Below are 25333 nucleotides of genomic sequence, written 5' to 3' on the forward strand. Positions count from 1 at the left end.
TCCGATGCTTCTTGAACCATATAAAGCGATCGCCTCCTCCATCAGTTAGTCTTTTCTATACTCTAATAGAATAGAGATAACGCCGTGTGCAACTTTCTCTCAAACCTAACCCCCAACCCCTTCCCTACAAGGGAAGGGGAGCAATATTCAAAGCCTCTCTCCTTGCAGGGGAGAGGTTTGGAGAGGGGTTTCAAGAATAAGTTGTACATCGCGTGAGATACAAACCAAGCATATTTAATCACGCTAATTAAGCACAATTCCCATGACCACTTCTAAACGCCACTATCACATTACTACCTTCGGTTGCCAAATGAATAAAGCCGACTCAGAGCGCATGGCTGGCATTTTAGAAGACATGGGCTTTGAGTTTTCCGAAGATCCCAATAATGCAGATGTAATTCTCTACAACACCTGCACCATTCGAGACAACGCTGAACAAAAGGTATACTCTTACCTCGGCAGACAAGCCAAGCGTAAGCACGAACAACCAGATTTAACCTTAGTCGTTGCTGGTTGCGTCGCTCAACAAGAAGGCGAAGCACTGCTACGCCGCGTCCCAGAACTAGATTTAGTGATGGGGCCACAACACGCCAACCGCCTGAAAGATTTGCTGGAATCAGTATTTGGTGGTAATCAAGTTGTCGCCACTGAACCAGTGCATATTATGGAAGACATCACCCAACCGCGCCGGGACAGCAAAGTTACCGCCTGGGTGAATGTGATTTACGGTTGTAATGAACGCTGTACTTATTGCGTAGTTCCCAACGTGCGTGGTGTAGAACAGTCCCGCACCCCCGAAGCCATCCGCGCCGAAATGGAAGAATTAGGCAGACAAGGTTACAAGGAAGTAACTTTACTCGGTCAAAATATTGACGCTTACGGTCGAGATTTACCCGGCTCAACATCAGAAGGACGACATCTGCACACCTTCACAGATTTACTTTATTACGTCCATGATGTGCCGGGAGTAGAACGGTTAAGATTTGCTACCAGTCACCCCCGTTATTTTACGGAAAGATTAATCAAAGCTTGTGCAGAGTTACCCAAGGTGTGCGAACACTTCCATATTCCGTTTCAGTCTGGGGATAACGATGTCTTAAAAGCGATGTCACGGGGTTACACTCACGAAAAATATCGCCGCATCATTGATACAATTCGCAAGTATATGCCGGATGCGTCAATTAGTGCGGATGCAATTGTTGGTTTCCCTGGTGAGACAGAGGCACAGTTTGAGAATACCTTGAAATTGGTGGAAGATATTGGGTTTGACCAATTAAATACAGCCGCCTATTCACCGCGCCCCGGAACACCTGCGGCATTGTGGGAAAATCAACTGAGTGAAGAAGTAAAAAGCGATCGCCTACAAAGATTAAATCATTTAGTGGCAATTAAAGCAGCCGAGCGATCGCAGCGTTATTTTGGTCGCATCGAAGAAGTATTAGTCGAAGACCAAAACCCCAAAGATAAAACTCAAGTCATGGGACGCACAGGTGGTAATCGTCTGACATTTTTTACAGGCGATATTAATGAGCTAAAAGGGCAATTGGTGAAAGTTAAAATCACCGAAGTTCGTGCTTTTAGCTTGACTGGTGAACCGATAGAAGTGCGGCAAGCTTTACCTGTTTCAAGCTTGGGTTAGGTAAAGTATATTTCTGGTTTAGTAACTTAGTTAGACTGTAACTTTACTTGGGAATGCTAAAAACAACATCTTTGTTTAGCATTTACCCTTTGTGTTCAATAATCAAGAACTAGTCAACCGTCTGCTCGTTAAAATTAGCAAAGCAGAAAGACAAACATTGGATGACCTCATCAATGAAAGAGTCGAACATGAGACTGCTGTTACAGATAGGCTTCTGGGTGTTATGCAGTATCTTCTTATATAATTCTTAGTTGTTGTACTATAGAAAAAACTATATAAATTTTATATGAATAGTATTACATTAACCTCCAATCAAGAAAAATTAATTCAAAATTTACTAGCCACAGGTAGATTTAATAATGTAGGCGAAGTAATTCAGGCTGCATTATCACTCCTAGAACAAGAAACCCTTGCAGATCAAGTATGGGTTGATGAAACCCGTATCCTTATTGATGAAGGTATAGCATCATTAGAGAATGGTGAAGGAATTGACGGGGAGACTTTTGTTAATAATTTATTAACAGATTTACAAAAGATTAAAGAGTCTCAGAAATGAGCAAGTATATTATTTCATTACCTGCTTCTCGTGATTTACAACAAATTTCTGAATACTTCGCCACCGAAAATGTCGAAGCAGGAGAACGATTACTGCAAGAGTTTAATCGAAAATGCAGACAACTTGTTAGTTTTCCTAAAATGGGAAAACAATATGAAGCTTTGCGTCCAGGTTTACGGGGTATTCCACTAGATGGCTATATAATTTTCTACCAAACCATGAATGAGAATATTGAAATAGTCAGAGTTGTTAGTGGTAGAAGAAATCTCAAATCACTATTTGAAAATCAAGAAGATTAGCGATCGCAAGTAATTCCCCCACCATTAATCAACGCTTCATTTATTCCAGTATTTCACAAGCGATCGCTCGACACTCATCAAATCACCCAGGCGCACCAACACACTAACAGCATTTGCACCACTCGCGGAATACGGACAAGAAATATAGGAATCTGATTTTTAGTTTTTTAATTTTGACTTCTCCAGCTTTGCCTGAGTGCCTCCTGCCTCTTATTACAAATTCCAATTGCGGCGGAAATGGAAGAAGCCTTCTAATCTATCTTGCACATCTGGATGGTTATTTAATCTTTGCTGATATTCTTGGGCAGTTTGGGTGAGAATTTCGGAAAAATTGGGATAAATAGGTGCTAAGTCAGCTAAATTTTTGACTTTAATTTTTTGGTTGATAGCTAATGTAATTAAATTCATTAAATCTCCAGCATTTTGACCTAAGATAGTTGCCCCTAAAATTTCGCCATTACGTAGGACAATTAATTGACAAATACCTGTAATTTCGCTGTTAATTTGGGCTGCTGCTAAAGATTTAAAATATTGTCGTAAAACTAAAAATTTATCGGGGCGAAATTGCCTGATAGCTTGGGTTTGATTTAAACCAACTTGCGCTAACATTGGCTGGGTAAATATTCCCCAAGGTATGTGTTGATAATTCACCTCTAATCTAGGGAAAAATAGGGCATTATTCAGGGCGATTCTGGCTTCATAATTAGCAACGTTGATAAAGTCATAACCACCAATGACATCACCACAAGCGTAAATCCGGTTGTTGGTGGTTTGCAGTTTATTGTTGACTAATAAACGATGCTGATACCATTTCACGCCAACGGCTGCTAAATTGAAAGATGCAAAATTTGGTTGTTGTGCTGTGGCTACTAAAATTTCATCAGTTTCAATTGCTTTATCTCCAGCTTGTACCCATTTTTTATCATCAATTTGTCTGACTTGGGTGACGACTGTTTGCGTCAAAATATGTACACCATCAACTTCTAATTGTGCCTGTATCAGTTGGGCAATTTCTGGGTCAATATTTGGCAGAATATAAGGATGTTTAATGACTAATGTCACAGTACAACCCAACCGGGCTAAAGTTTGGGCAATTTCAATACTTTGAGGTACGCCACCCAGAATTACCCAATTTTGGGGCAATGTTCTTTTTTTGAGAGATTGCCAAATATTATTTAAGGTAATGTAACCAGTGTTTTGTAAACCTTCAATATTGGGAATTCTGGGACGAGAACCACTGGCTAATAAATAGGTGCGTCCCCTTAACAGGCGGAGAATTTGTTGAGGTGCAGACTGAGTTAATTTTTCATCATTTTGATAAACAGCAAATGCCAAATGCGGCGAAGGTTGAAATTCACCTTTGCCAAAAATCACATCAACGCCTTGTGCGGCTAATGTGGATGGGGAATTGAGTTCTTGGATGTTGGCGGCAACTGTGTCAGCATATAGCATTGCCTCTTGCCACGCGAGGGATATGTGGCATTTTTCGGCGATGTCCGCATGATTGGTACGAATACCAAAACCATCAGCTTGATTGAGAGACTGTAAGCGGTTGGCAATTTCGCTGAGGGTGTGATGATAAATAAATCCGTAATTTATTTGTGGTTCTACTAGGGCAACTTTAGCGTGCCATTTGGTTGCAGCTAAAGCCGCATAGCGTCCGGCGAGGCTACCGCCAATAATCACGACATCATAATCAATGGTCATTAGTTGTTAGTCAATGGTCATTTGTCATTTGTCATTAGTTAATTGTAGAGACGCTAATCATTTCGTCTCTACAATTGTTAGGTGACGAATTACTTAAAGCGATGTGCGACTTATTCTTGAAACCCCTCTCCAAACCTCTCCCCGAAGCGGAGAGAGGCTTTGAATCTTGCTCCCCTTCCCTTGTAGGGAAGGGGTTGGGGGTTAGGTTTGAAAGAAAGTTGCACACGGCGTTACCTACTAATTGTTCAGTAATGCTTGCAGGGCTGTTAATAAACGTTGGTTATCGGACACAGAACGCACAGCGACACGGAAGAAGCGATCGCCTAATTCTTTAAAACTCAGGCAATCTCGAATTAAAATCTGATGATGTTGGAGTAATTGTTGCTGTAACTGCAAACTCGATGTTTGTGATGTCACTAGTAAAAAGTTGGCAGCACTGGTGTGAGGTTGTAGTCCTTGGATGGCGGCTAAACCTTGAAACAGTTGGTTTCGGGTAGGTGGTAGCCATTGCCAAGTTTGCTGTTGAAAATTTTGGTCGCTGATGACAGCAATGGCGGCGGCCGCAGCGAGATTGTTGACAGGCCAGGGATCGCGCCACGTCTGCCACCGTGACAAACGATCCGGGTGGGCGATCGCATATCCCAGTCTTAGCCCCGGCAGACTGTAAAATTTGGTTAGCGATCGCAACACGACTAAATTCTTATGTTCCTGCACCACGGAAATCAGGCTTTGTTCTGTTTCTGGTGGCACAAAATCCATAAACGCTTCATCCACTACCACTAAGGCAAACTCTTCTAACAGTGGTAAAATCTCCTGCCGCGAAAACATTTTGCCTGTGGGGTTGTGGGGATTGTTTAACAATAACCCATGTTGTTTGGTGAGTGAGCGAGGGGGCAGGGGTTGAGGGGTGTGGGGAAGAAAAACTTCATTTTGTCTCCTTGTCTCCTTGTCTCCCTGTCCCAAATTGATCGGGAACTCCAGAACTTTAGCGTTGTAAGCCGTCAAGGTGCGGTAGTAATCACCAAAGGCTGGAGTCAACAAGATTGTTGCAGATAGTTCTGCTAATTCTCTACCTACCAAAGTTAATAATTCGGCGGAACCGTTACCCGGCAAAATCCACTCTGGCGGTAATTGATGGAAGTGACTGAGAGCAAGTCTCAGTTCACTATATTCTGGTTCGGGATAGTGCCTCAGACTACCAATTTGAGATTGAATCGCAGCGATCGCACTATCCGGTGGCCCTAATGGACTGATGCTCGCAGAAAAATCAAGAATAGCATCACGGGGACAGCCAGCCAGTGCTGCTGCCCAGGCTAAATTTCCCCCGTGTGCTGGTTGCTGCATCAAAATCAAAATTCCCCAAACTAAACCTAAGATTTTGGGGGTGCAACTCTTTCTCTAAAGAGTTTACCAGCAGAGAAAGCAGGCACTTTAGTTGCCGGAATTTCCATTTTTTCGTTTGTTTTGGGGTTACGACCTTCACGGGCTTTACGTTCCCGTGATTCAAAGGAACCAAAACCTACCAGTGTCACCTTATCACCAGAAGAAACCGCTTCAATAATGGTTTCTAAAGCAGCAGTCAAAACTGCATCTGCTTGTTTTTTGGTAACGCTGGCTTTTTCTGCGACTGCATCAACCAATTCGCCTTTGTTCATATAAACTCCTTCAGGTTTAGTTGAGATTTCTTTTAGATGTACTGTGTAGCATCTTTACTGAAACCTCTGTTTGCGGAACTACAAAAGTCGTGTTTCGGGAGTACTTTTACTCAAAATCGCTACACATCCCTTCTGCTCGACTTTTCAATGAATCATTCTAAGGTGTAGTAGCCAGAAGTGGATATATGAAACCGTTAATTTATATGGATTTCAGGATTTTTTGGGTTTTTTGGGGGTGTGTTGCACTCAAAACCACCCTGAAAGTAGGAATAAATACTTAGTAAAAACCCCTGTTGTGAGCGCAACAATTAAATTATTGGGCGAGAGAAAAACCCCTGTTGATGTTTCTTTGCTGCCTGATTTCGCCAATTTTCCCAGGTATGATTTCCCTAGTAGCGATCGCGCTTCATTTCTCTGGATTCAGCACATTCAGACGATTCCGCCCATTCGCAATCAGCCAATTTTTAGCTTTGGCATCAGTTATTTACGCCCTTGGACAGTGATTTTAAGACTCCGTGCCGTGTAATTGTAAAATAACTTAACGTTTTACAAGGCTGGACGATGCTGAATCCAAGGTTTTGCGGCTTCAATTTGGGCGGCGAGACTAATTAAAGTTGCTTCCGCCGCAGGTTTACCCACCAGTTGCACACTGATAGGTAGACCATGACTATCAAAACCCACAGGTAAGGCGATCGCAGGTTGTCCAGTGGCGTTGGCAGGGGGACAAGGGGCAACCCAGCGCATAATATTCTGAAATGTCTCTTCGGGACTCAACGCCGCCCATTCCCCGACGCGCATGGGTGAATGTAAATACACTGGCAACACCAACACATCAAAATTCTCAAAAAATGCCACAATTTGCCGGGAGACGATTTGCAATTGGGATAAAGCCCGGAGATATTCAGCCACAGAACCAGTACGCGCCAATAACCAACGATTCACAGGCTGCAAAGCCTCCACAGGTAGTCCCGATGCGGCAACTCCCGCTTGCCAAACAATTTGGAATGGTTCGACTAAGCCGCTAAAATCTGGACAGCTTTCGGTCACAGTATTACCCAATTGTTCTAATAACTGGACTGTTTGCAATACACCTTGCTGACAGTTTGCGTCAGCCGTTCCCAAAGGCAGGATTTGCGTGGAAAAAGCAATGCGTAAGCCCGAAACTTTGGACTGGGTAGCAGCCAGAAAAGAAGGTTCAGGATCAGGTAGCCAGTAAGGATCACCAGTGAAGTAACCAGAAATAGCATCTAACATCGCGGCTGCATCAGCCACAGTCCGGGCGATGGGGCCGTTGACAGCAATTCCCCCCAAGCGATCGCCGACAGGGGCTTTGGTGACTCTACCCCGTGATGGTTTAATCCCCACCAAACCACAACAAGCCGCCGGGCCACGAATGGAACCACCACCATCAGAACCTTGCGCGATCGCACATAATCCGGCGGCGACGGCGGCGGCGGCACCACCACTAGAACCGCCGGAAGTATATTCTAAATTCCAAGGATTTCTAGACGGGGGAAAACTTGTGGGTTCGGTGTAAGGAAAGGAACCGATTTCGGAGGTGGCAGTTTTACCAAGAATAATAAAACCTGCCTGTTTAATCCGCGTTACCACCCCATCATCATAATTAGGAATATTGTTTAATAACGCCGGATTGCCGTAGGTACAAGGCACACCAGCCACGGTGTTGAGGTCTTTAATTGAAATTGGCACACCAAAAAAAGGCGGCAGTTCGGCGGCTGTGGCCAGCATTTCGGTTTTTGCTTGGGCATCAGCGATCGCGAGTTCTGCCGTCACCGTAAAATAACTTCCCAATTGGGGATTCAACCGCTCAATTCTTTGTAAATATATTTCCACCAACTCCAGTGGCGACACCTCCCGATGGCGGATTAATCGCGCCAACTCCACAGCCGGAGTAAACGCTAAATCAGTTTCATTCATTTTTCACCCTCCGAACTTGAGATTTTAAATTTTGCAGTCCCCTAGCGGAAAAGCTTTATGGGCAAATCTGGTGACTTGAGAGGTGTGGCGTAGTCAATCTCAAATCTAAAATTGATTGACTTTATTTAAAAAATGTGCATTTATCGAAAATTTTTCAATTGAGTTTGTTACTTTCGCAGTAGTTTCGGGAAGTATGAATCAATAGCGCCTCAGATTTGCTATCTATCAGGACGCTGAATCTACCACCAACTAAGACGAAGCTTGTTTTCAAGCTACCACCTTGCTGCATAGTCATTTTAATTGTTTCACATCAACTTTCGGCAAATCCCCAAGGGATATTTATGGCTGATTTAGAAACGCTGGTAAATGAATTACCAAAAATTGTTCATGGTCTGAGGCTCAATATTGGACATGCTCATGACATCATGCAACAAATTGTCATGATTAATCATGGTCAAGAGCAACTCCGCAATATTCAAGAGAAAATCAAGTCTAGCCAGTTAGAGAAAACACCGATAACGACAGGCGCTTATTTAGATGTAGCACCAAAGCCAGTTATAGATGAAGATTACACAGTCTACATTTATAAATATGACTATCCTGGTTTGCTGACAGCCAAATTTGGACAATTACCAGTAGATATTTCCCTCAAGCAAATTCAGTCTAAAATCGAAGTTTGGGTTGATTGGGGTGATTTAATTCAAGCGATCGCGGCTGATATTCTAAGTGATATCAAATTAGTCCAACAACTCAACCTTGATGCTAGTCATGACAGTATTCCTGCCACATTTCAAGCTGTCGAAGAAGTTTTAAAAATCCAACTCGATTTGAATAAGCCAAAAATCTTACAACAGCAAATTCATCAGATTATTCAAGCTCAAGAAGATGCTTTTAAAATTAAGGAAAGATTAGAATTTATTTTTGACAATATTAAGCAGAGTCATAACTTATTGAGTATTTTATTGGGAGTCTCCGCCTTTTGTGGGAAATCTGGCTTTGCTCTAGAGTGGTTAGATGATGATCAAGAATTAATTATATCTGGTGATGGTAGATTACAAGAATTAACAGATATTATCAATGATTGTGAATTTTATCAAAGTAAAATCGATGCTTTAATTTTGCAGATTAGTACTTTGAGAGTGAAATCAGAAAAAAAAATACCTAAACCCAAAACTGAACAATGGAAATTATTTGAGTTTAACCCGCCAAAAAAGTTTAAACAGCAACACCTAACGCATTATGGCGGAATATTTGTGGTGAGTTTATTAGCTTTAGGTTTTGGGGGGTGGATAATTAAAGCAGAACTACCCAAACTCCAACAACTCCGCTCTAAATTTAATCAAGAAGAAACTGCGATCGCTAATTTAAAATCCGCCCAAAATTTGGGTTTAGAAGCCTCTGGTTTAGTACAATCGCCACCCCATCCTTTAGTAGTTTGGCAACAAGCTGAATCGAAATGGCAAGAAGCAATCAAATTACTAGAAAATATACCGAAAAAAACATCAGTTTTTATTAAAGCGAAAGATAAATTAGTTCTTTATCGCTTAAATCACCAAGCAATCAGTCAAAAAGTAATTGTAGAGAAACAAGCTCTCAATAATTTAGCAACAGCCCATAAATTAGCCATAGAAGCCAACTTTTTGATCCAAAGCTCACCTCGTTCTCGCTCAGTCCGCCGACAAGCAAAATCTAAATGGCAACAGGCGATTAAAATTTTAAAAACAATTCCTGCAAATACATTTGTGTCGCAACAAGCGAAAGAAACACTAGTAAATTATCAAGCCAATTACCGAGAAATTAGTAAAAATATCTAAATAATATAGGAATCATCTTGGACTTTTAAAAATACGTATAAATGTAGGATGTGTTAGCGACAGAGTAACGCATCTCTCAAAGCTTTCGGTGCGTTACGGCTTACGCCTAACACACCCTACTGGCGTGGCAAGGCTAAAGTAGTGCATTAGATTTGGATAAAAACGCAGATAAACGCTGATGAACACAGATAAAATCTATTTTTTAATGCAACATTTAAGGCTTGCCACGCCACTACTGGCTATCTCCCTTGTGTCCCTTTTAAACCATATTCTCAATTAGATAACAAATGTCCTGCTAACCAACTTTCTAAATCAGCTAAAACTTCTTGATAATTGAGGTCATCTTGTAGTTCATGATAAGCCTCTGGATAGATAATTCTTGTCTTATCTTGACAAGCAGTTAGTTGCTCATAAAAAATCTGACTGCCTTCTGGTAATGTGATTCTGTCTGCGCCACCGTGGAGAATTAATAATGGTAATTGCCATTCATTAGTATGGTTATTAATCCAATTAACAGTATTCAAAAATTCTGTTGCTAAACGAGCCGTTCCTAAAGTGTGTCGTAAAGTATCTTGAGCATAGATAGCTAAAACCTTCTCATCTCTTGCACCAGCAGATAAATCAAGACCAGTATTTAAAGTAAACCTTGGCCATATTCGTGATAGCAATTGTCCTAGTAATAGCTTAATCTGTGACACACCAACTTTTCCTAAACTTGGTGCAAGAAGAATCACACCTTTCAGGACAGCCGCAGCTTGGGGATAACGCAAAACATAATCTAAAACAACTATTGAACCTAAACTATGACCTAACAGAAAAATTGGTAATTTTGGTTGTTGAGCTTGAATTAATTCTAAAAAAATTCGCAAATCTTCGCGGAATTCTGCCCAAGCATTAATATATCCTCTTTGCCCTGGAGAACGTCCATGACCACGCAAATCAAAGCTATAAACAGCATATTGTTTAGGGATAAAATGCTGAACTATGTTATTGTATTTGCTACTATGACCGCCCAAACCATGCACAATCACTAATACAGCTTTGACATTACCTGTTGGTTGCCAGCTTTGGTAATAAAGGTCTATTTCCCCAATACCCCGAAATGTACTTTCGTTGTGGTCAATCATAAAGTTAATTTTGCAGTTTATATCTACCCTTTATAAGGGAATTTTTTCGTTTTTTACCAATAATTAAAATATCTAAGAATTACAAAGTTAAATATTTTTTTATTTCTAAATTTTGCTAAATTCATATCCCCGACTTATTTAAGAAATTGAGGATTTCTGCTGCTTAGGATTATCTATGATTACTATAGATTTTTTCAAATGATTAAAATAAGTTTATCAAAAGAATTAAAATTATAAATCACGATTAATGAGATTTTTTTATCTAAATAGTATTTACTAGATTTTATGATCTACGGTAATTACTGATGAGAAGCAAGATGGTTTAGGATATTCCATTTGGCAATACTTCATAACTGTCAAATATCGTAGATAAATTTTTTTAATATTCTATATCTGTGAGGAGTGGTCATGGCTAAGTATCTCCTAGCTTCTGCTAGTGGAGCTAGTTTTTTATGTTTAATTAATGGATTGTTACCCATACAAGCCCTAGCTAACTCCGTACCAATAGATAATAATTCATTGGTAAATGTTCCGCAAAAATCAGCAATTATCAACAGCCAAGTTGCTGCTACTGAAACTAAGTTGATTCTTGCCGATGGTAGCCAACCACAAGCACCGGCTATCAAAAGTGAGGCAGAAATACAAGATTCCTCAGCGTCTCATGAGTTGCAGACATCAGACAATAACGATAACCCTCAAGTAACATCTGTATCACAATTGTCTGATGTGCAACCAACTGATTGGGCTTTTCAAGCCTTACAATCTTTGGTGGAACGCTATGGTTGTATTGCTGGTTATCCCAATGGTAGTTATCGTGGCAATCGTGCTATGACTCGTTATGAGTTTGCAGCAGGCTTAAATGCTTGTTTAGAACGAGTTAACGAACTCATCGCCACAGCCACTTCTGATTTAGTTAAAAAAGAAGATTTAGCAACCTTACAAAAATTACAAGAAGATTTTGCAGCAGAACTCGCAACTCTCCGGGGACGAGTGGATGCACTAGAAGGACGCACCGCCGAACTAGAAGCCAATCAATTTTCTACTACTACTAAACTCAATGGCGAGGTAATTATTGCCGGGATTGGTGCTACAGGTGGCGCACCTAATCAGGGTGATCCTAATATTATTTTGGTGAACAGAGTTCGGTTAAATCTCAGCACTAGTTTTACTGGGAAAGATTTATTAATCACAGGTTTGCAAGCTTACAACTTTTTGGGTGGTGTAGATGGAAGTGGAAGCTTACAAAATAGTTTAGGGTTAGCTTCTGATTTATTGGTTTCTAGTAGTGCGAGGACAAGTTTTGAACCGCTTTTTCCTGGTTTTGATGTGAAAACTTTATCGCCACAGTCAGCGAACAGCGTACAACTATATAAATTACTGTATGTTTTTCCAGTCGCGGATAAGTTAACGTTGTTTGCGGGAACTGCGGCGGAAGCAACAGACGCTTTTCCTGCTATTACACCTTTTTATGGTGAAGGAAATGAGTCGATTTCGCGGTTTGCAGGTTTAAATCCTGTGGCGCGAGTTTCTGGTGGGACTTCGGGAACTGGTTTAGCATCGGCGGCGGGATTTATTTTTAGTATTTCTCCCCAGTTAGATTTCAGAGCTTTGTATGGTAGTGTTAACGCTAACATACCGCAGGAAGCAGGTGATATTGTTCCTGGGGTTTCTAACACGCCTTTGGGTGCGGGTGTGTTTGGTGGTAGTAATGTAATCAGCACTCAATTAACTTTTAAACCTACTAATTCGATAGATGTAGGTTTAAACTATGCCCACAGTTATCACGAAATTAACATCTTAGGTACAGGATTAGTTCGTGATGATATTGGCGCGTTAGCTGGTGTTGAGTTAGGGACACCTGTCACACTTAATTCCGTTGGTGGTACGTTAACTTGGCGCTTTTCGCCGAAGGTAGCTTTGTCTGGTTATGGTGCTGCGATGTTTGTGGATGCTTCTTCTGGTGGTGCTGTTAATGCTTCCACTACATTTACTAGCTGGATGGTAGGGCTGCACTTTAATGATTTATTTAAATCAGGGAATAATGCAGGGATTATTTTTGGACAACCGTTGTTTCGTTCGGATGCTAGTGGTTCGGCACAACTGGCTCCAGATGGGGTAAATCGTGCTACTCCTTATCATTTAGAGGCGTATTATCGCTTTAAGCTGACAGATAATATCAGCATTACTCCTGGTGCTTTTGTGTTGTTTAACCCTGAAGGTGACAGCAGAAATGAAACTACTACTGTCGGTGTTTTGCGGAGTACATTTACTTTTTAGCAGGACTTACGCACCAAGATTGTCTGTGAAGATTGGGTGTAAGGGTGTGTGGTGTAAGGGTTTTAGATACATACACACGCCATTTGGCTCAAGTCGGGAAACCCGCTCATGCCAGTGGCTCCCCTATACCCCTGCACCCTTGCCAAAGAGAGTCGGGGATTTGGGGAGCAAAGGATAATACTTTTACACCTACTGTTTTTCTTAGAAGACTACAAAGGATTAGCCTCTGTCACCACTTCTGGTAGGGGAATAAACTCTGTTTCATTCGGCACACTGGCAAAACGGTTGTCGCGCCAATCGGCTTTTGCTTGTTCTATTCGTTCTGGTCGGCTAGAAACAAAATTCCACCATTTGTAACGTTGACCCAACGGCTCACCACCAATCACAATACATCGAGCCGCAGTATTAGCAGAAACTTTGACTTCATGATCTGGCTCTAGAATAGCGAGGCGATATGGTTCTAGCGGTTCATTATTAATACTCAACCCTTCAGTAACGCTGTATACTGCTCTTTCAGAATAACCAGCCGGGACAGTAAAGTTAGCATTGGCAGAAAGTACCACGTCTAAATAAAGGATAGGAGAAAACACCTTTACAGGTGAGGTATAACCAGAAGCTTCTCCCGCAATTAGTTTGATAACAGCGCCATTTTCTGACCAACTAGGGAGAGTTTCAGCCTTATAGTGAACAAACCAAGGGTCAATTTCTTCGTACTCAACAGGTAAAGCAATCCAAGTTTGAATACCATGAATTGTAACTTCATTGAAGCGGTCAAAGTCAGGCGATCGCTCTGAATGCACAATTCCCTTTCCCGCCGTCATCCAGTTAACTGCACCCGGTTGAATTTCTTGCACCACACCTAAACTATCACGGTGCATAATTGCACCATCAAATAAGTAAGTCAGCGTTGCTAAATTAATATGAGGATGTGGACGGACATCAATACCTTTGTTAGCTGGCAAAACAGAGGGGCCAAGATGATCAAAAAAAATAAACGGCCCGACCATTTGACGCTGAGGATATGGCAAACTACGGCGGGCAATAAACCCACCCAAATCTTTCACTTCTGGTTCAATTATTTGAAGTATTGCCATTTGTAATGGGGGGTAATTGGTAAATGCTGAAATTATTATATTTGATATGTGAACATCAGAGATGAGGGAGATAAGGGAGACAAGGAAGACAAGGGAGAGATGCTAATCAATAATTTAGGATTTTTATTGTATATATGTATATATACTGACTGCTATTTCCCACGGTTTTGCGCTTTAACTCACTTCCTTGATTACCTCCTCAGCAATTTTACGAGATTAATAGTCAAATTTTATAAATCCACAAAATAATCTAGTAGTTATACTATGTTCTTCTCAAAATATCGTTGTAACTTTAGAGGGGTGACAATGGACTAAAGGAAATTTCCGCTATGGGTTTATCCAATCAATTTCAACAGAAGAGCAACTTCTTAACCCAGCTACGTCATCAGCTTGATGTTTTAGAAATCCGTAATGATCAACTTGCTAGAATTTTGTGTAAACTTATTCCTGCTCATTGTCCCTTTGAAAGAACTGTATCAGTTTTAGGGCGGAAACTGTTTCACATTCCACCTTTGTGCAAGTTAAATCCGTTTTATGAACAAGTAGTTAGTCTGCGTTTCAAGTGTTTGATGTATCTGGCAGATGAATGTGGTGAAGATGTGACCAAATACTGTTAGATATGTAGTAATACCAAATTGATCTGAAAAAATATAGCATTCCTATTTGATATGGGAACAGAAGAGACAAGGGAGACAAGGTAGACAAGGAGTCCCGATGAAACAAGCTTCATCGCCAAGTATGAAAGTGGGACTAGCATTGTTACTCAGCACTCAGCACTCAGCACTTTCAAGGCAGAGATATTTGCAAATCATTTACGATTGCTATATTATTTCAAAGTTTGCGGTGTGATGATGAACTTGAATCAGTATGATTACTTATTAGTACTTGATTTAGAAGCAACTTGTTGTGATCAAGGAACTATAAAACGGCATGAGATGGAAATCATCGAAATTGGAGCCGTGATGGTTGAGGCGCAGACTTTAAAAGTTATCGATGAGTTTCAAACTTTTATCAAGCCAGTGCGTTATCCCAAACTGACTGAATTTTGTAAATCATTAACATCGATTACTCAGACACAGGTTGAACAAGCGCCAGAATATCCCGAAGCGATCGCTATACTGAAAAAATGGTTATCTAATTACCCCAATGCTGTGTTTGGTTCTTGGGGAGATTACGATCGCAACCAGTTTAAACAAGATAGCAAGTTTCACAATCTTCCTTTTCCGATTGCTTATCCTCACGTCAATCTCAAACAACAGTTTAGTGACAGCCAAGGCTTATCCAAGCGATACGGTATGGCAGAAGCATTGCAACTCGTCAATATAGAATTACAAGGAACTCATCATCGTGGTATTGATGATGCAAAAAATATTGCTAAACTCTTACCTTGGATTTTGAATCGACAAAACTTGTAGTCAGTTAGCTCGTTGTTTTTAGCATATCTGATTATCCACAAAAACTATCTTCAGATAGATGCTTTTTAAAATTTCCTAGAATGTCTAATTCAATCAAAACTAAACAGTGATTAAAAACAGCTTGTGTATCTAGGTTACAGGCTGTTTTTTGATTTTTTTTGCTGAAGTTTTAAGTAAATATGTTTTATTCACCATTCGGATGACTGCAAAATTGATAGTTAATGATTTGGTTAAGAAAAAAGCATTTTTTATTTGCGCTCATTCACTTAATACTTAGGTGGTCTAGTATAATAACGACGTTAATTGCCAATCAAAGCATAGAATTAGACCGTTGGATTTAAACTTTTCTTAAATTATTTTGTTCTGTAAATCAATACACTTTTCTCAAATAAGATTCATTGCATTTATCACTAGCCTCATATATCTATTAAATATAATTTGTGATTTTCATTCATCAACCATTAGATAAAATTTGGTTGTCATATTTTTATAGTTGGTAATAATCCTTGATTTTAGAGGTTTATAGGCATCATTTCAGAATCACATTAAATGCTCTGGCTAATATATGAAGATTAGGTTAAATATCTAAAATATTACTTCCATACCACTCAATTAACTCAATCCTAAAAATTCATCAAGTGTTTATATATTAAACAGTAATTGTACTAATCATTTTTTAGTACGGAAATAGGTTATGGATTTACCTTTACAAAAACTATAGAGAGCATTTTATAAACTGAATAGATGAATTTGAATCACTGCATTTTTCTGGAAATTAAGGTAATAAATCCCTACAATTTTTCTGCCAGAAAAACTTAGTAATTAATTTGCCAACTATCTACCCTCAAATAGCATCTATGAAACTGAATCACCAACTTTACCTATACTCATCTCTAGCTAAATTTCGCTGGGTAAAAAATAGCTATACAGCAAAAATTATGCTGGTAGCTTTTTTAGGGACTCATGTACCATTGCTGACTTTACTATTCTGGTTTGTGACATCTAACTCCTATTCTTGGGAGATAGCAGTAAAAGTATTGTTAATTGCTTTATTCTCTACACTTGCAGGTACAGCCGCAACACTATATGCACTTCGATATCTTCTGGCTCCAGTTATTTTAACTTCGGCGGCACTACAAGATTATTTTCATACTAAAAAATTACCGGAACTGCCTACAGAATATGTAGATGAGGCAGGTACATTAATGGCAGATACTACCCAAACTCTGCACAAGTTAGATGAGTTAATTCATCAAATTACTAATTATGATAATTTAACTGGATTACCCAATCGGGATTTATTCTGCGATCGCCTGTATCAGAACATATCACAATCGCACAATCAGCAGCAGCTTGCAGCATTGCTGGTGCTGGGTATTGACGATTTCGCAGGTATGAGTTACGGATTGGAGCATGAAAAATCTAACTTGCTGTTAAGAGCAGTTGCCCAACGTTTAACTAATTGTATAAGTCAAACAGATATCCTATCCCATTTGAGCCAAGATGAATTTGCGATCGCCCACACTGATATACTCTCCTTTGAGAATGTCATTAAACTCTCGCAGTTACTTTTAAATACAGTCTCCAAACCTTTCTTAATCGAAGGGCAGCAAATTCACATTACCGCCAGCGTTGGCATCACAATCAATAGTGTAGGCGATCGTAATTCTGTAGATCAATTATTACAACAGGCTCACATCGCCCTTTACCAAGCAAAACAGCAAGGGCGCAGTCAATATCGCTTCTATTCCCCAGAAATTAACGCTCAGTTGCAAGAGCGATTAACGCTAGAAAATGAATTACGGGGAGCATTAGAACGTAGAGAAATGGTAGTTTACTATCAACCCCTAATTGATTTACATACTAGACAAGTAACCGCACTAGAAGCACTTGTACGTTGGCAACATCCCATACATGGTTTGATTTCTCCCGCCAAATTTATCCCCATTGCCGAAAACAACGGTTTAATTATCTCAATTGGAGAATGGGTATTACGTACCGCCTGCGCTCAAAATCGGGCTTGGCAATTAGCTGGAATGGAACCTATTCGGATGTCAGTCAACCTTTCAGCCAGACAGTTTGAAGAACCAAACTTAGTAGAGGTTGTCAAACAAATCCTGCAAGAAACAGAGTTACCACCATCCTACTTAGAATTAGAAGTCACCGAAAGCTCTTTAATGGGTGACATTCAACGTTCTGTAAAAACCCTCAAACAATTACGAGAACTGGGCGTATGGTTAGCCTTAGATGACTTCGGTACTGGTTATTCTTCTTTAAACTACTTGAACCGTTTCCCTGTAAATATGATCAAAATTGATCGTTCCTTTGTACAAGATGTCATATCTAACCCGGAGAGTGCAGCTATCACCGATGCCATTATTGCCTTAGCCAAAAGTCTCCAGTTAAACATCACCGCAGAAGGAGTAGAAACCCAAGAACAGCTAGAGTATTTACAAAAATGTGGCTGTCAAGAAGGTCAAGGATATTACTTTGGTATCCCTGCACCTGCTGAGAAAATTACTCAACTGTTTCAGCAAAATTTACACCCGCTAGAAGAAATAGCTGCATAAAACTCATAAGTAGTATTGTAATAGTAGCCAGTTATTGTAGAGACGTTGTATACAACGTCTCTACAATATTTATAGAGTGCAGTGTCTTATAGAACCTGTATAACCATCTACATAAATTGAAAAAATAATTTCCAAGCAATGTTAGCTAAAACAGCCATTAATCGGATTTCAACTCTATTTTCTCTCTATCCTTGGTTGAGCGTAGTTATTTTTTCAATACTGGGTCTTATAGGTATTCTCAATCATGCAATGTGGCGTGATGAACTCAACCCTTGGTTGATTGTGAGAGATAGTGAATCTTTCACAGATTTAATTGCCAATATTAAATATGAAGGGCATCCAGTCTTGTGGTATTTTTCTCTAGCATTTTTGAGAAGAATTGCCGACAATCCCTTAATTATGCAATTATTTCACTTATCTATTACAATTACTGCGGTTCTTATATTTTACTTATATAGTCCCTTTAAAAATAAACATAAATTACTATTTATTTTTGGTTATTTTCCTTTTTATGAATATTTTCTAATTTCCCGTAACTATGCTTTTAGTCTCCTATTTATTTTTGCTTTTTGTGCTGTCTTTCCATCTCGAAAAAAAACTTATTTGTATTTATCTAGTTTAATAGGCTTATTAGCAAATAGTAGTGCTTATGGATTACTCGTTTCATTGGCTTTATCATTAACACTGCTATTTGAATTTTGTTTTGATAGTGAGCAGAGGAGAAAATATTTTGAAACCAGTAAAAAATATGATTTGATTTTAAGTTTTTTAATAGTTATATTTTCTTTAATATTATCAGTTTATATTATTACTCCACCTGCCAATAGTTATTTACATGGCGGATTAAACAACGGATGGTCAACACATTTAGATATATTCAATTTGTTAAAGAGTATCAACAGATTGTTGGCTAGTTATTTGTTAATTATCCCCAAAAAAAGATTGCTAGATTTAAGTATCTGTGCTTTTATCAGTATTTTGATATTCACTTTATATTTAATAAAATTTTCTAAAAAACCAGTTGTGCTGTTTATGTATGCAGTAGGTAACTTTATCCTAATGGCATTTACTTATTTACGCTTTGCCGGACATCATCGTCACTTTGGACATTTTTATTTAGTTTTTATCGCAGCCTTATGGCTAGAGAGTTATTTTCAAAATTCTCTGGTGTTGGAAAATAAATTGTCTCCAACACCAAGATTATTTAATTTAGCGCAAAAATGGCATTACATTGTTTTTACATTAATTCTGTCTGCTCAATTATTTGGAGGTGTTTACGGCTTTGCTAGAGACTTAGTTATCCCATTTTCTGCCAGCAGAGAAACTGCCCATTACATCCAACAAAATCAGTTAAATGATGAATTTATTGTAGCCAGTCGAGATGCAAATATGGCTGGATTATCAGGTTATCTAAATAGGAAATTATACTATCCTGAACGGCAAATGATGGGAAGTTTCACTTTATTTAAACAAGGTCGTCAAGATGTTGACCAGCCGGAGATATTGAGACAAATTCATGCTTTATTTCAGAGTCAAGCCGTTGAGAGCAGAATTTTATTGATTTTAAATAAAGAACTTAATATCAATCAAGATGATTTAAATATTGTTACTATCAAGAGTTTTAAAAGAGCTTGGATAGATAGTGAACGATTTTATCTTTATCGGGTAGATAAGTAGGTAGACACAATTATTTAGAAGACGCATTTCGACTCCGCTCAATGCTCGTAAATTGAATTGTAATGTTTACAAGCGAACATCAAATTTCGCCTGTAAACTATGATTTAAAACATCTCAAAAAATCCGTCATCTAATTCATAACCCAGCATTTGCGCCATCGATTTTAGCCGGGATGAACTGGGAATTGCTTGTTGTTTTAACCAGTCATTTAAAACAAAGATTTTGTGCATTAAAAATATTTCTAATGCTTCAGGATTATATTGAATGCCTTCTTTATTACTGAATTGATGTGGTACAAGCATAGCTGCATAACGAGCTAATTCTCCTGATTTCCAATCTAATAAAAAAGGTATCCAAGGATATTTTGCATCTAAACGAATAAACCACAGGCGTAACTCTGGAACCTCGGAAAGTTCGCGGGGGTCGCCGGGATCTAGAGGGTAGTCGATGTTAAAGCTTAATTGCTGTTCATAAGCAGCAATTCCCTCTTGCAGCAGTGGTTCAATTACCGTTAAAGCGGGGGATAAATCTAAGGTATTAATTGAGTCTGTATGGAGTGCGATCGCTATAGCCATAGTAATTTGTAAATGGTAATTGCTAAGTCGATAAAAATAGAAAGTCGAAACTTTACTCAGCACTCAGTATTGTACTCAGTTGTGGGATTAACACCGCAAACGCTTGACCACGATGACTAACTGATTTTTTCTCCTCTGGTGACATTTGGGCAAAGGTTAACTGTTTTTCGGGAACATAAAATACAGGATCATAGCCAAAACCACCCTCCCCACGGGGTGCATGAAGTATTTCACCACGACAAATACCTTCGCATTGTACAGCTATCTCACCATCTGGACGGGCGATCGCTACTACACAGACAAATTGTGCTTGTCTGTTACTTTCATCACCTAATTCTGTTAATAACCGCGAAATTCTCTCTGCGTCGGTTTTGCCATAACGCGCCGAATATACTCCCGGTATACCATTCAAAGCATCTACCTGCAAACCAGAATCATCAGCGATCGCCCATTGTCCTGTAGCTTTGGCAACTTCGGAGGCTTTTAAACAAGCGTTAGCCGCAAATGTATCACCTGTTTCTTCAACTTCTAATTCTTCTGGCTTCAGCGTTAATTCCCAACCAGAATCTATCAGGTAAGCTTGCATTTCCTTTAACTTACCTGGATTGCTTGTAGCAACTACGAGTAATTTGGTCATATTTTCAGCGAACAGTTAACAGTTAACAGTTAACAATTAAACGTGATAACTGACAACTGATAACTGTTCACTGATATTATTCTGCCCACTGTCTCGCCCAATCAAGGGTTTTATGTACTTCCTCGATGGTTGAGGCTTCGCAGTAGAGGCGCAAAACTGGTTCAGTTCCGCTAAAGCGAATCATTAACCAACTGTGGTCAGCGAGGCGAAATTTGTAACCGTCGATTGTTTGACAATCAATGACTGCTTTTCCAGCAATTTCTGTTAAGGGTTGGGTTTGGAGTTGTTGCAAAAGACGCGATCGCACTTCCATACTAGCTAAGGGTAAATCGATGCGATCGTAAGCCGAATTAAACCCTGTTTGTTGTTGCAAGTCAGAATAATATTCACTCAAATCGCGCCCAGATTCGACAATTGCTTCTAGGACATACAATGCTGAAAGTAGCGCGTCTCGTTCGGGAATGTGGCTACCATAACCAATCCCACCAGATTCTTCCCCACCTAAGAGTACTTGTGAAACTAACATTCTGTCGGCGATGTATTTGTAACCGACTGGTGTTTCAAACAATGACAGATTGTGCAGTGCTGCGACACGGGGAATCAAGTCAGAACCACTGACAGTTTTGATAATTTCCCCGGTGAAACCACGTCGCCGCGTTAAGTGGTCAATTAATATCGGGATTAAAATTTGCGAACTTAAGAAATTAGCTTCTTGGTCTACCGCCGCAATGCGATCGCAATCTCCATCAAATACTAAACCAACTGTTAAACCAGATTGATTTGTTTCGTGGTGAGTTTTGATGACTTCAAATAACTGAGAAAGATATTTCGGTAATGGTTCCGGCGCACCACCACCAAATAACGGGTCGCGGTTGCTATTGAGTTCTTTGACCTGATCACCCAATAATCTTGCCAGTCCGCCAGCAGCTGCACCGTGCATCACATCTGCAAACACCGTCAGTTTACCAGAGGCGATCGCTTCTCGAATTTTGGCAATCTCAACTTTACCTTCTAGCCCTGTGGTGTAACTAGGCCAGGGGTCAAACTTCCCTAATTTTCCCGGAGTAGTCGCCTTGGGGACTCCCTGAGTTAACAATGCTTCTATATCTTTTGTAACTTCTGGTGAGACCGAACCACCAAAATATCCTTTGACTTTTAACCCTAAATATGCACCAGGATTATGACTAGCTGTAATCACTAACGCTCCCAAAGCATTGAGTTCTTTAGCAGCCCAGCTAAAAGCCGGTGTTGGGGCAAATGATTCACTCAGCAAAACATCAAATCCGACGGCGGTAACAGCATCAGCAACAGCACGGGCGAAGTCTTCCGCCATAAAACGGCGATCGTAACCGACGATAATAGTTCGGCTACCGACTGTCGAGTAATAAGTATCATATAAGACTTTCGCGGCTACTGGCGCTACCAAGGCAAGGCGTTCAAAGGTGAACTCTTCACCAATCACACCCCGCCAGCCATCTGTACCAAATTTGATTGCGTTAGCTACAACTGGCATTGGGATATCCTAACTGTCCATCTGAGGATTTTAGCACTTGTTCAGTAAATCGGGTAAAAAAAGTAGCTTTCTAAAGCTGTGTAGGTAATTTGGGGTTTCGGTTCTTAAAGCAAATAACAATTAACGCTGTAACCTGTCGCCTACTAGATGAGTTACGATCGCTATTTTAATCATCTGGTATGAAAAGAATAGAAGTCGAACAAAGAACCATTTTGATTGGTTTAGCTGGTAGTCACGGTTATGGGTTAAATCGTCCTGACTCAGATTTGGATTTTCGGGGCGTGTTTATTGCGCCTAAAAGATATTATTTGGGATTTGACAGTATCGAACAAAAAGATACTGGTTGGGATGAACCAGGGATATTTCCGTTTATTGATGGCAATAAAGATACAGTTATTTATGAATTAAGAAAAATCCTGCAATTATTAGCAGGGGCAAATCCCAATGTTTTGGAATTGCTGTGGTTACATAAATATCCGGTGTTAACTGAAGTTGGTCAATATTTAATTAAACATAGAAATTTATTTTTAACGAAGAAAGTTAGGCATACTTATACAGGTTATGCTTTTGCTCAAATCAAAAAGATGCAAACCCATCGCAAATGGTTATTAAATCCACCACAAAAGCAACCGTTACCTGCTGATTATGGGATAGAAAATGAAGAGCCACTCAGTAAAGATGAGCTAAACGCTTTTTTGGAGTATCTTTACTTATTAATTAGAGGGCGAATTGAATTTTTAGAAGAAGCCGAGCAATTATATAAATTATTAACAGCAGATATTGATTTTAAAGGTGTACTCAAACAATATGCTTTACCTAATGAAGCTTTAGAATATACCGAACATTTAACTTATGGTCGGAAAGACTTTATTAGACTGCTGCAAAAAAGCCAAAGCTATCAAATTGCTGTGCGAGAATGGAAAGCATATTTATCTTGGCAAAAAAATCGCAATCCAGCGAGAGCCGAAATGGAAAGACAGTCTGGATTTGACTTGAAACATGGAATGCACTGCATTAGATTACTTCGCAGTGGCTTAGAAATATTGCAGCGAGGAGAAGTAATTGTTGATAGAAGAATGGCTGGAGATGTTGATGATTTAAAAGCTATTCTCAAAGGTCAATATAGTTATGAACAGGTGATGCAAATGGCAGAAGATTTAGTAGCACAAATGGAAGATGTGTATGAAAAATCAACTTTACCTGCGAAACCTGATTTGGAACAAATTAATGAACTATGTATAGAATTGGTGGAAATGCAAGGATGGAATCATACCAATTCTTAATTCATAATGACAGTAGATTCGATGTTTATAAGGTACAGCGACTGATTGAAAAAAGTAATGAGTAATGAGTAATGAGTGAGAAATTTACTTAATACTCATTTGACTTATTGGTGCAGAAATTACCCCTTCCATCCCTCCCACACTCCCCACACTCCCCAAACTCCCCACACTCCCCACACTCCCTACCCATGCGTGAGAAATTCGGGTAAGGCGGCGGCGACTTGCAAGATTAATGCTTCATTGTAGGGGGCGGCGATCATCTGCACACCTAAAGGTAAAGCATTAGGATGGTGAATTGGCACTGATAAAACAGGTAAGCCAATAAAAGATAAGGGTTGGGTAAATAATCCTAAATGTGGGCGCACTAAAATTTCCTCACCATTTAAAATCATGGTTTGCTGACCGATAAATGGTGCGGAAATTGGTGTGGTGGGGGCGAGAATAATATCGACATTTTGAAAGACGGCGCGGACTTGATCTCTATACCAACGGCGAAATCGTTGGGCTTGTATGTACCAACTACTAGGAATTAAAGCCCCAGCCAAAAAGCGATCGCGGGTTGCAGGGTCAAAATCTTGGGGGCGCGATCGCAATTGATCTAAATGCAGATTTGCGCCTTCACTGGCGGTAATCACAAAAGCTGCTGCACGGGCGCGTTTAGCTTCGGGTATGGTGACAGATTGAGTTACTCCCAAAGCCTCTGCAACTTTGTGAACTGCGGCTAATGCTTCTGGGGTGGCACCTTGAATAAAATAATCATCGGCTAAGGCAATTCGCAGATGAGAAATATCTTGATGGAGTTGGGGTAAACATAACTCTGGCGGACGTTGACTAGAAATCGGATCACGTTCATCTTTTCCTTGCAACACATCAAAAATCGCCGCCGTATCCCTTACCGAACGGGCAAAACTGCCAATATGGTCAAAACTACTCGAAAATAAAGCTACACCAGCCCGTGATAACCGTCCGTAAGTTGGCTTAAAACCAAACACCCCACATAAAGCCGCAGGTACACGAATAGAACCATTAGTATCAGAACCGAGGGTGAAGGGAACTAAGCCAGCCGCCACCGCCGCCGCCGAACCACCAGAAGAACCACCTGCAATGCGTTGTAAATCATGAGGGTTATGAGTAGCGCCATAATGAAAGTTTTCCGTAACAAATCCATAGGCGTACTCATCCATATTTAAAGCACCAACCAGCACAGCACCAGCTTGTTTCAACTTGGCGACTGCGGTTGCATCTTGGGTAGCTGGGGGATTTTCGGCGTTAATTTCTGCACCAGCTAAAGTTGTGATACCAGCAATATCAAACAGATTTTTCACAGCAAAAGGTACACCAGCTAGTAAACCTGGATGATTACCTTGGGCGATTTCTTGATCAATTTTGGCTGCATCTGCTAAGGCTGTTTCTGTGGTGACAGTGGTAAAACTGTTAATTTTGTGGTCTATAGTGGCAATTTTTGTGAGTGCAGCTTGAGTAACTGCAACTGCACTCACTTGACCACTGCATACAGCCGCCGCTATTGATAGGGCATCAGCAAAATCTAAATTCATC

Annotated in this window: 22 protein-coding genes; 11 read left to right on the forward strand and 11 right to left on the reverse strand. The window is 40.0% G+C overall.

Annotated elements, in window-relative coordinates; translation table 11 throughout:
- Nucleotides 1-262 precede the first annotated feature (262 nt).
- The 3 genes from miaB to H6G79_RS01485 all read left to right on the forward strand — a co-directional run bounded on the left by miaB (nt 263) and on the right by H6G79_RS01485 (nt 2494).
- Nucleotides 263-1639 (forward strand): tRNA (N6-isopentenyl adenosine(37)-C2)-methylthiotransferase MiaB, encoded by a 1377-nt coding sequence (miaB, locus tag H6G79_RS01475; RefSeq protein ID WP_190588064.1) that lies wholly within the window; start codon nt 263-265, stop codon nt 1637-1639.
- 286 nt (nt 1640-1925) lie between these two features.
- Nucleotides 1926-2195, forward strand: coding sequence for a type II toxin-antitoxin system ParD family antitoxin (locus H6G79_RS01480; RefSeq protein WP_190588065.1), 270 nt, complete (start codon nt 1926-1928; stop codon nt 2193-2195).
- The gene (locus H6G79_RS01485; protein ID WP_190588066.1) at nt 2192-2494 is read left to right on the forward strand and encodes a type II toxin-antitoxin system RelE/ParE family toxin; all 303 of its coding nucleotides are present in this window, start codon (nt 2192-2194) and stop codon (nt 2492-2494) included. Before H6G79_RS01480 ends, H6G79_RS01485 begins: the two co-directional genes overlap by 4 nt.
- A gap of 213 nt (nt 2495-2707) precedes the next feature.
- On the opposite strand, the gene H6G79_RS01490 is transcribed toward H6G79_RS01485, so the two are convergent.
- The 3 genes from H6G79_RS01490 to H6G79_RS01500 form a co-directional block, all read right to left on the reverse strand.
- Nucleotides 2708-4201 (reverse strand): NAD(P)/FAD-dependent oxidoreductase, encoded by a 1494-nt coding sequence (locus H6G79_RS01490; protein ID WP_190588067.1) that lies wholly within the window; start codon nt 4199-4201, stop codon nt 2708-2710.
- A gap of 237 nt (nt 4202-4438) precedes the next feature.
- Nucleotides 4439-5545 (reverse strand): threonine-phosphate decarboxylase CobD, encoded by a 1107-nt coding sequence (gene cobD, locus H6G79_RS01495; RefSeq protein ID WP_190588068.1) that lies wholly within the window; start codon nt 5543-5545, stop codon nt 4439-4441.
- 26 nt (nt 5546-5571) lie between these two features.
- The gene (locus H6G79_RS01500; RefSeq protein ID WP_015111786.1) at nt 5572-5856 is read right to left on the reverse strand and encodes an HU family DNA-binding protein; all 285 of its coding nucleotides are present in this window, start codon (nt 5854-5856) and stop codon (nt 5572-5574) included.
- Nucleotides 5857-6151: 295 nt separating this feature from the next.
- Here H6G79_RS01500 and H6G79_RS01505 point away from each other — a divergent pair, with 295 nt between their 5' ends.
- Entirely contained in the window at nt 6152-6382 is a 231-nt protein-coding gene (locus tag H6G79_RS01505) for a hypothetical protein (RefSeq protein ID WP_190588069.1), read from the forward strand.
- A gap of 20 nt (nt 6383-6402) precedes the next feature.
- Here the strand turns inward: H6G79_RS01505 and H6G79_RS01510 are convergent, their stop codons facing one another.
- Together H6G79_RS01510 and H6G79_RS36510 are read right to left on the reverse strand one after the other, a co-directional pair.
- Nucleotides 6403-7794: an amidase gene (locus tag H6G79_RS01510; protein ID WP_190588070.1), complete on the reverse strand. Its 1392-nt coding sequence runs from the start codon at nt 7792-7794 to the stop codon at nt 6403-6405.
- 154 nt (nt 7795-7948) lie between these two features.
- A complete protein-coding gene (locus H6G79_RS36510) occupies nt 7949-8089 on the reverse strand; it encodes a hypothetical protein (RefSeq protein ID WP_190588071.1) in 141 nt (46 codons plus the stop codon).
- Between the two features lie 46 nt (nt 8090-8135).
- Between H6G79_RS36510 and H6G79_RS01515 the strand changes: the two genes are divergently transcribed.
- Entirely contained in the window at nt 8136-9608 is a 1473-nt protein-coding gene (locus H6G79_RS01515) for a hypothetical protein (protein WP_190588072.1), read from the forward strand.
- Between the two features lie 272 nt (nt 9609-9880).
- On the opposite strand, the gene H6G79_RS01520 is transcribed toward H6G79_RS01515, so the two are convergent.
- Nucleotides 9881-10735: an alpha/beta hydrolase gene (locus H6G79_RS01520; protein ID WP_190588073.1), complete on the reverse strand. Its 855-nt coding sequence runs from the start codon at nt 10733-10735 to the stop codon at nt 9881-9883.
- 408 nt (nt 10736-11143) lie between these two features.
- On the opposite strand from H6G79_RS01520, the gene H6G79_RS01525 reads away from it, so the two are divergent.
- Nucleotides 11144-13012, forward strand: a complete 1869-nt coding sequence (locus tag H6G79_RS01525; RefSeq protein WP_190588074.1) for an iron uptake porin — start codon at nt 11144-11146, stop codon at nt 13010-13012.
- Nucleotides 13013-13221: 209 nt separating this feature from the next.
- Here the strand turns inward: H6G79_RS01525 and H6G79_RS01530 are convergent, their stop codons facing one another.
- A complete protein-coding gene (locus tag H6G79_RS01530) occupies nt 13222-14106 on the reverse strand; it encodes a pirin family protein (RefSeq protein ID WP_190588075.1) in 885 nt (294 codons plus the stop codon).
- Between the two features lie 329 nt (nt 14107-14435).
- Between H6G79_RS01530 and H6G79_RS01535 the strand changes: the two genes are divergently transcribed.
- The 4 genes from H6G79_RS01535 (at nt 14436) to H6G79_RS01550 (ending at nt 19768) form a co-directional block, all read left to right on the forward strand.
- Entirely contained in the window at nt 14436-14723 is a 288-nt protein-coding gene (locus tag H6G79_RS01535) for a Mo-dependent nitrogenase C-terminal domain-containing protein (protein WP_190588076.1), read from the forward strand.
- 231 nt (nt 14724-14954) lie between these two features.
- Nucleotides 14955-15521, forward strand: a complete 567-nt coding sequence (locus H6G79_RS01540; RefSeq protein ID WP_190588077.1) for a 3'-5' exonuclease — start codon at nt 14955-14957, stop codon at nt 15519-15521.
- A gap of 857 nt (nt 15522-16378) precedes the next feature.
- Nucleotides 16379-18091, forward strand: coding sequence for a bifunctional diguanylate cyclase/phosphodiesterase (locus H6G79_RS01545; protein ID WP_190588078.1), 1713 nt, complete (start codon nt 16379-16381; stop codon nt 18089-18091).
- Between the two features lie 138 nt (nt 18092-18229).
- Complete coding sequence (locus tag H6G79_RS01550) at nt 18230-19768, forward strand: hypothetical protein (protein ID WP_190588079.1); 1539 nt, start codon at nt 18230-18232, stop codon at nt 19766-19768.
- 104 nt (nt 19769-19872) lie between these two features.
- Here H6G79_RS01550 and H6G79_RS01555 read toward each other — a convergent pair whose 3' ends face one another.
- The 3 genes from H6G79_RS01555 to H6G79_RS01565 form a co-directional block, all read right to left on the reverse strand.
- The gene (locus H6G79_RS01555; RefSeq protein ID WP_190588080.1) at nt 19873-20343 is read right to left on the reverse strand and encodes a CRR6 family NdhI maturation factor; all 471 of its coding nucleotides are present in this window, start codon (nt 20341-20343) and stop codon (nt 19873-19875) included.
- Nucleotides 20344-20395: 52 nt separating this feature from the next.
- Nucleotides 20396-20980 (reverse strand): RdgB/HAM1 family non-canonical purine NTP pyrophosphatase, encoded by a 585-nt coding sequence (rdgB, locus tag H6G79_RS01560; protein ID WP_190588081.1) that lies wholly within the window; start codon nt 20978-20980, stop codon nt 20396-20398.
- A 76-nt stretch (nt 20981-21056) separates the two neighbouring features.
- On the reverse strand, nt 21057-22493 hold the full coding sequence (locus H6G79_RS01565) for a phosphoglucomutase/phosphomannomutase family protein (RefSeq protein ID WP_190588082.1): 1437 nt from the start codon (nt 22491-22493) through the stop codon (nt 21057-21059).
- A gap of 179 nt (nt 22494-22672) precedes the next feature.
- On the opposite strand from H6G79_RS01565, the gene H6G79_RS01570 reads away from it, so the two are divergent.
- Nucleotides 22673-23776: a DNA polymerase beta superfamily protein gene (locus H6G79_RS01570; protein ID WP_190588083.1), complete on the forward strand. Its 1104-nt coding sequence runs from the start codon at nt 22673-22675 to the stop codon at nt 23774-23776.
- Nucleotides 23777-23958: 182 nt separating this feature from the next.
- Here the strand turns inward: H6G79_RS01570 and H6G79_RS01575 are convergent, their stop codons facing one another.
- A complete protein-coding gene (locus tag H6G79_RS01575) occupies nt 23959-25332 on the reverse strand; it encodes an AtzE family amidohydrolase (protein WP_190588084.1) in 1374 nt (457 codons plus the stop codon).
- Between the last annotated feature and the right edge of the window lies 1 nt (nt 25333).

It is taken from the genome of Anabaena sp. FACHB-83 (assembly GCF_014697485.1).
Lineage (GTDB): Bacteria > Cyanobacteriota > Cyanobacteriia > Cyanobacteriales > Nostocaceae > Nostoc_B.

Bases quoted from the DNA above. Each gene is read 5' to 3' on its own strand.
- miaB (WP_190588064.1), top strand. From the start codon at position 263: ATGACCACTTCTAAACGCCACTATCACATTACTACCTTCGGTTGCCAA.
- H6G79_RS01480 (WP_190588065.1), top strand. From the start codon at position 1,926: ATGAATAGTATTACATTAACCTCCAATCAAGAAAAATTAATTCAAAAT.
- H6G79_RS01485 (WP_190588066.1), top strand. From the start codon at position 2,192: ATGAGCAAGTATATTATTTCATTACCTGCTTCTCGTGATTTACAACAA.
- H6G79_RS01490 (WP_190588067.1), bottom strand. From the start codon at position 4,201: ATGACCATTGATTATGATGTCGTGATTATTGGCGGTAGCCTCGCCGGA.
- cobD (WP_190588068.1), bottom strand. From the start codon at position 5,545: ATGCAGCAACCAGCACACGGGGGAAATTTAGCCTGGGCAGCAGCACTG.
- H6G79_RS01500 (WP_015111786.1), bottom strand. From the start codon at position 5,856: ATGAACAAAGGCGAATTGGTTGATGCAGTCGCAGAAAAAGCCAGCGTT.
- H6G79_RS01510 (WP_190588070.1), bottom strand. From the start codon at position 7,794: ATGAATGAAACTGATTTAGCGTTTACTCCGGCTGTGGAGTTGGCGCGA.
- H6G79_RS36510 (WP_190588071.1), bottom strand. From the start codon at position 8,089: ATGACTATGCAGCAAGGTGGTAGCTTGAAAACAAGCTTCGTCTTAGTT.
- H6G79_RS01515 (WP_190588072.1), top strand. From the start codon at position 8,136: ATGGCTGATTTAGAAACGCTGGTAAATGAATTACCAAAAATTGTTCAT.
- H6G79_RS01520 (WP_190588073.1), bottom strand. From the start codon at position 10,735: ATGATTGACCACAACGAAAGTACATTTCGGGGTATTGGGGAAATAGAC.
- H6G79_RS01525 (WP_190588074.1), top strand. From the start codon at position 11,144: ATGGCTAAGTATCTCCTAGCTTCTGCTAGTGGAGCTAGTTTTTTATGT.
- H6G79_RS01530 (WP_190588075.1), bottom strand. From the start codon at position 14,106: ATGGCAATACTTCAAATAATTGAACCAGAAGTGAAAGATTTGGGTGGG.
- H6G79_RS01535 (WP_190588076.1), top strand. From the start codon at position 14,436: ATGGGTTTATCCAATCAATTTCAACAGAAGAGCAACTTCTTAACCCAG.
- H6G79_RS01540 (WP_190588077.1), top strand. From the start codon at position 14,955: ATGATGAACTTGAATCAGTATGATTACTTATTAGTACTTGATTTAGAA.
- H6G79_RS01545 (WP_190588078.1), top strand. From the start codon at position 16,379: ATGAAACTGAATCACCAACTTTACCTATACTCATCTCTAGCTAAATTT.
- H6G79_RS01550 (WP_190588079.1), top strand. From the start codon at position 18,230: ATGTTAGCTAAAACAGCCATTAATCGGATTTCAACTCTATTTTCTCTC.
- H6G79_RS01555 (WP_190588080.1), bottom strand. From the start codon at position 20,343: ATGGCTATAGCGATCGCACTCCATACAGACTCAATTAATACCTTAGAT.
- rdgB (WP_190588081.1), bottom strand. From the start codon at position 20,980: ATGACCAAATTACTCGTAGTTGCTACAAGCAATCCAGGTAAGTTAAAG.
- H6G79_RS01565 (WP_190588082.1), bottom strand. From the start codon at position 22,493: ATGCCAGTTGTAGCTAACGCAATCAAATTTGGTACAGATGGCTGGCGG.
- H6G79_RS01570 (WP_190588083.1), top strand. From the start codon at position 22,673: ATGAAAAGAATAGAAGTCGAACAAAGAACCATTTTGATTGGTTTAGCT.
- H6G79_RS01575 (WP_190588084.1), bottom strand. From the start codon at position 25,332: ATGAATTTAGATTTTGCTGATGCCCTATCAATAGCGGCGGCTGTATGC.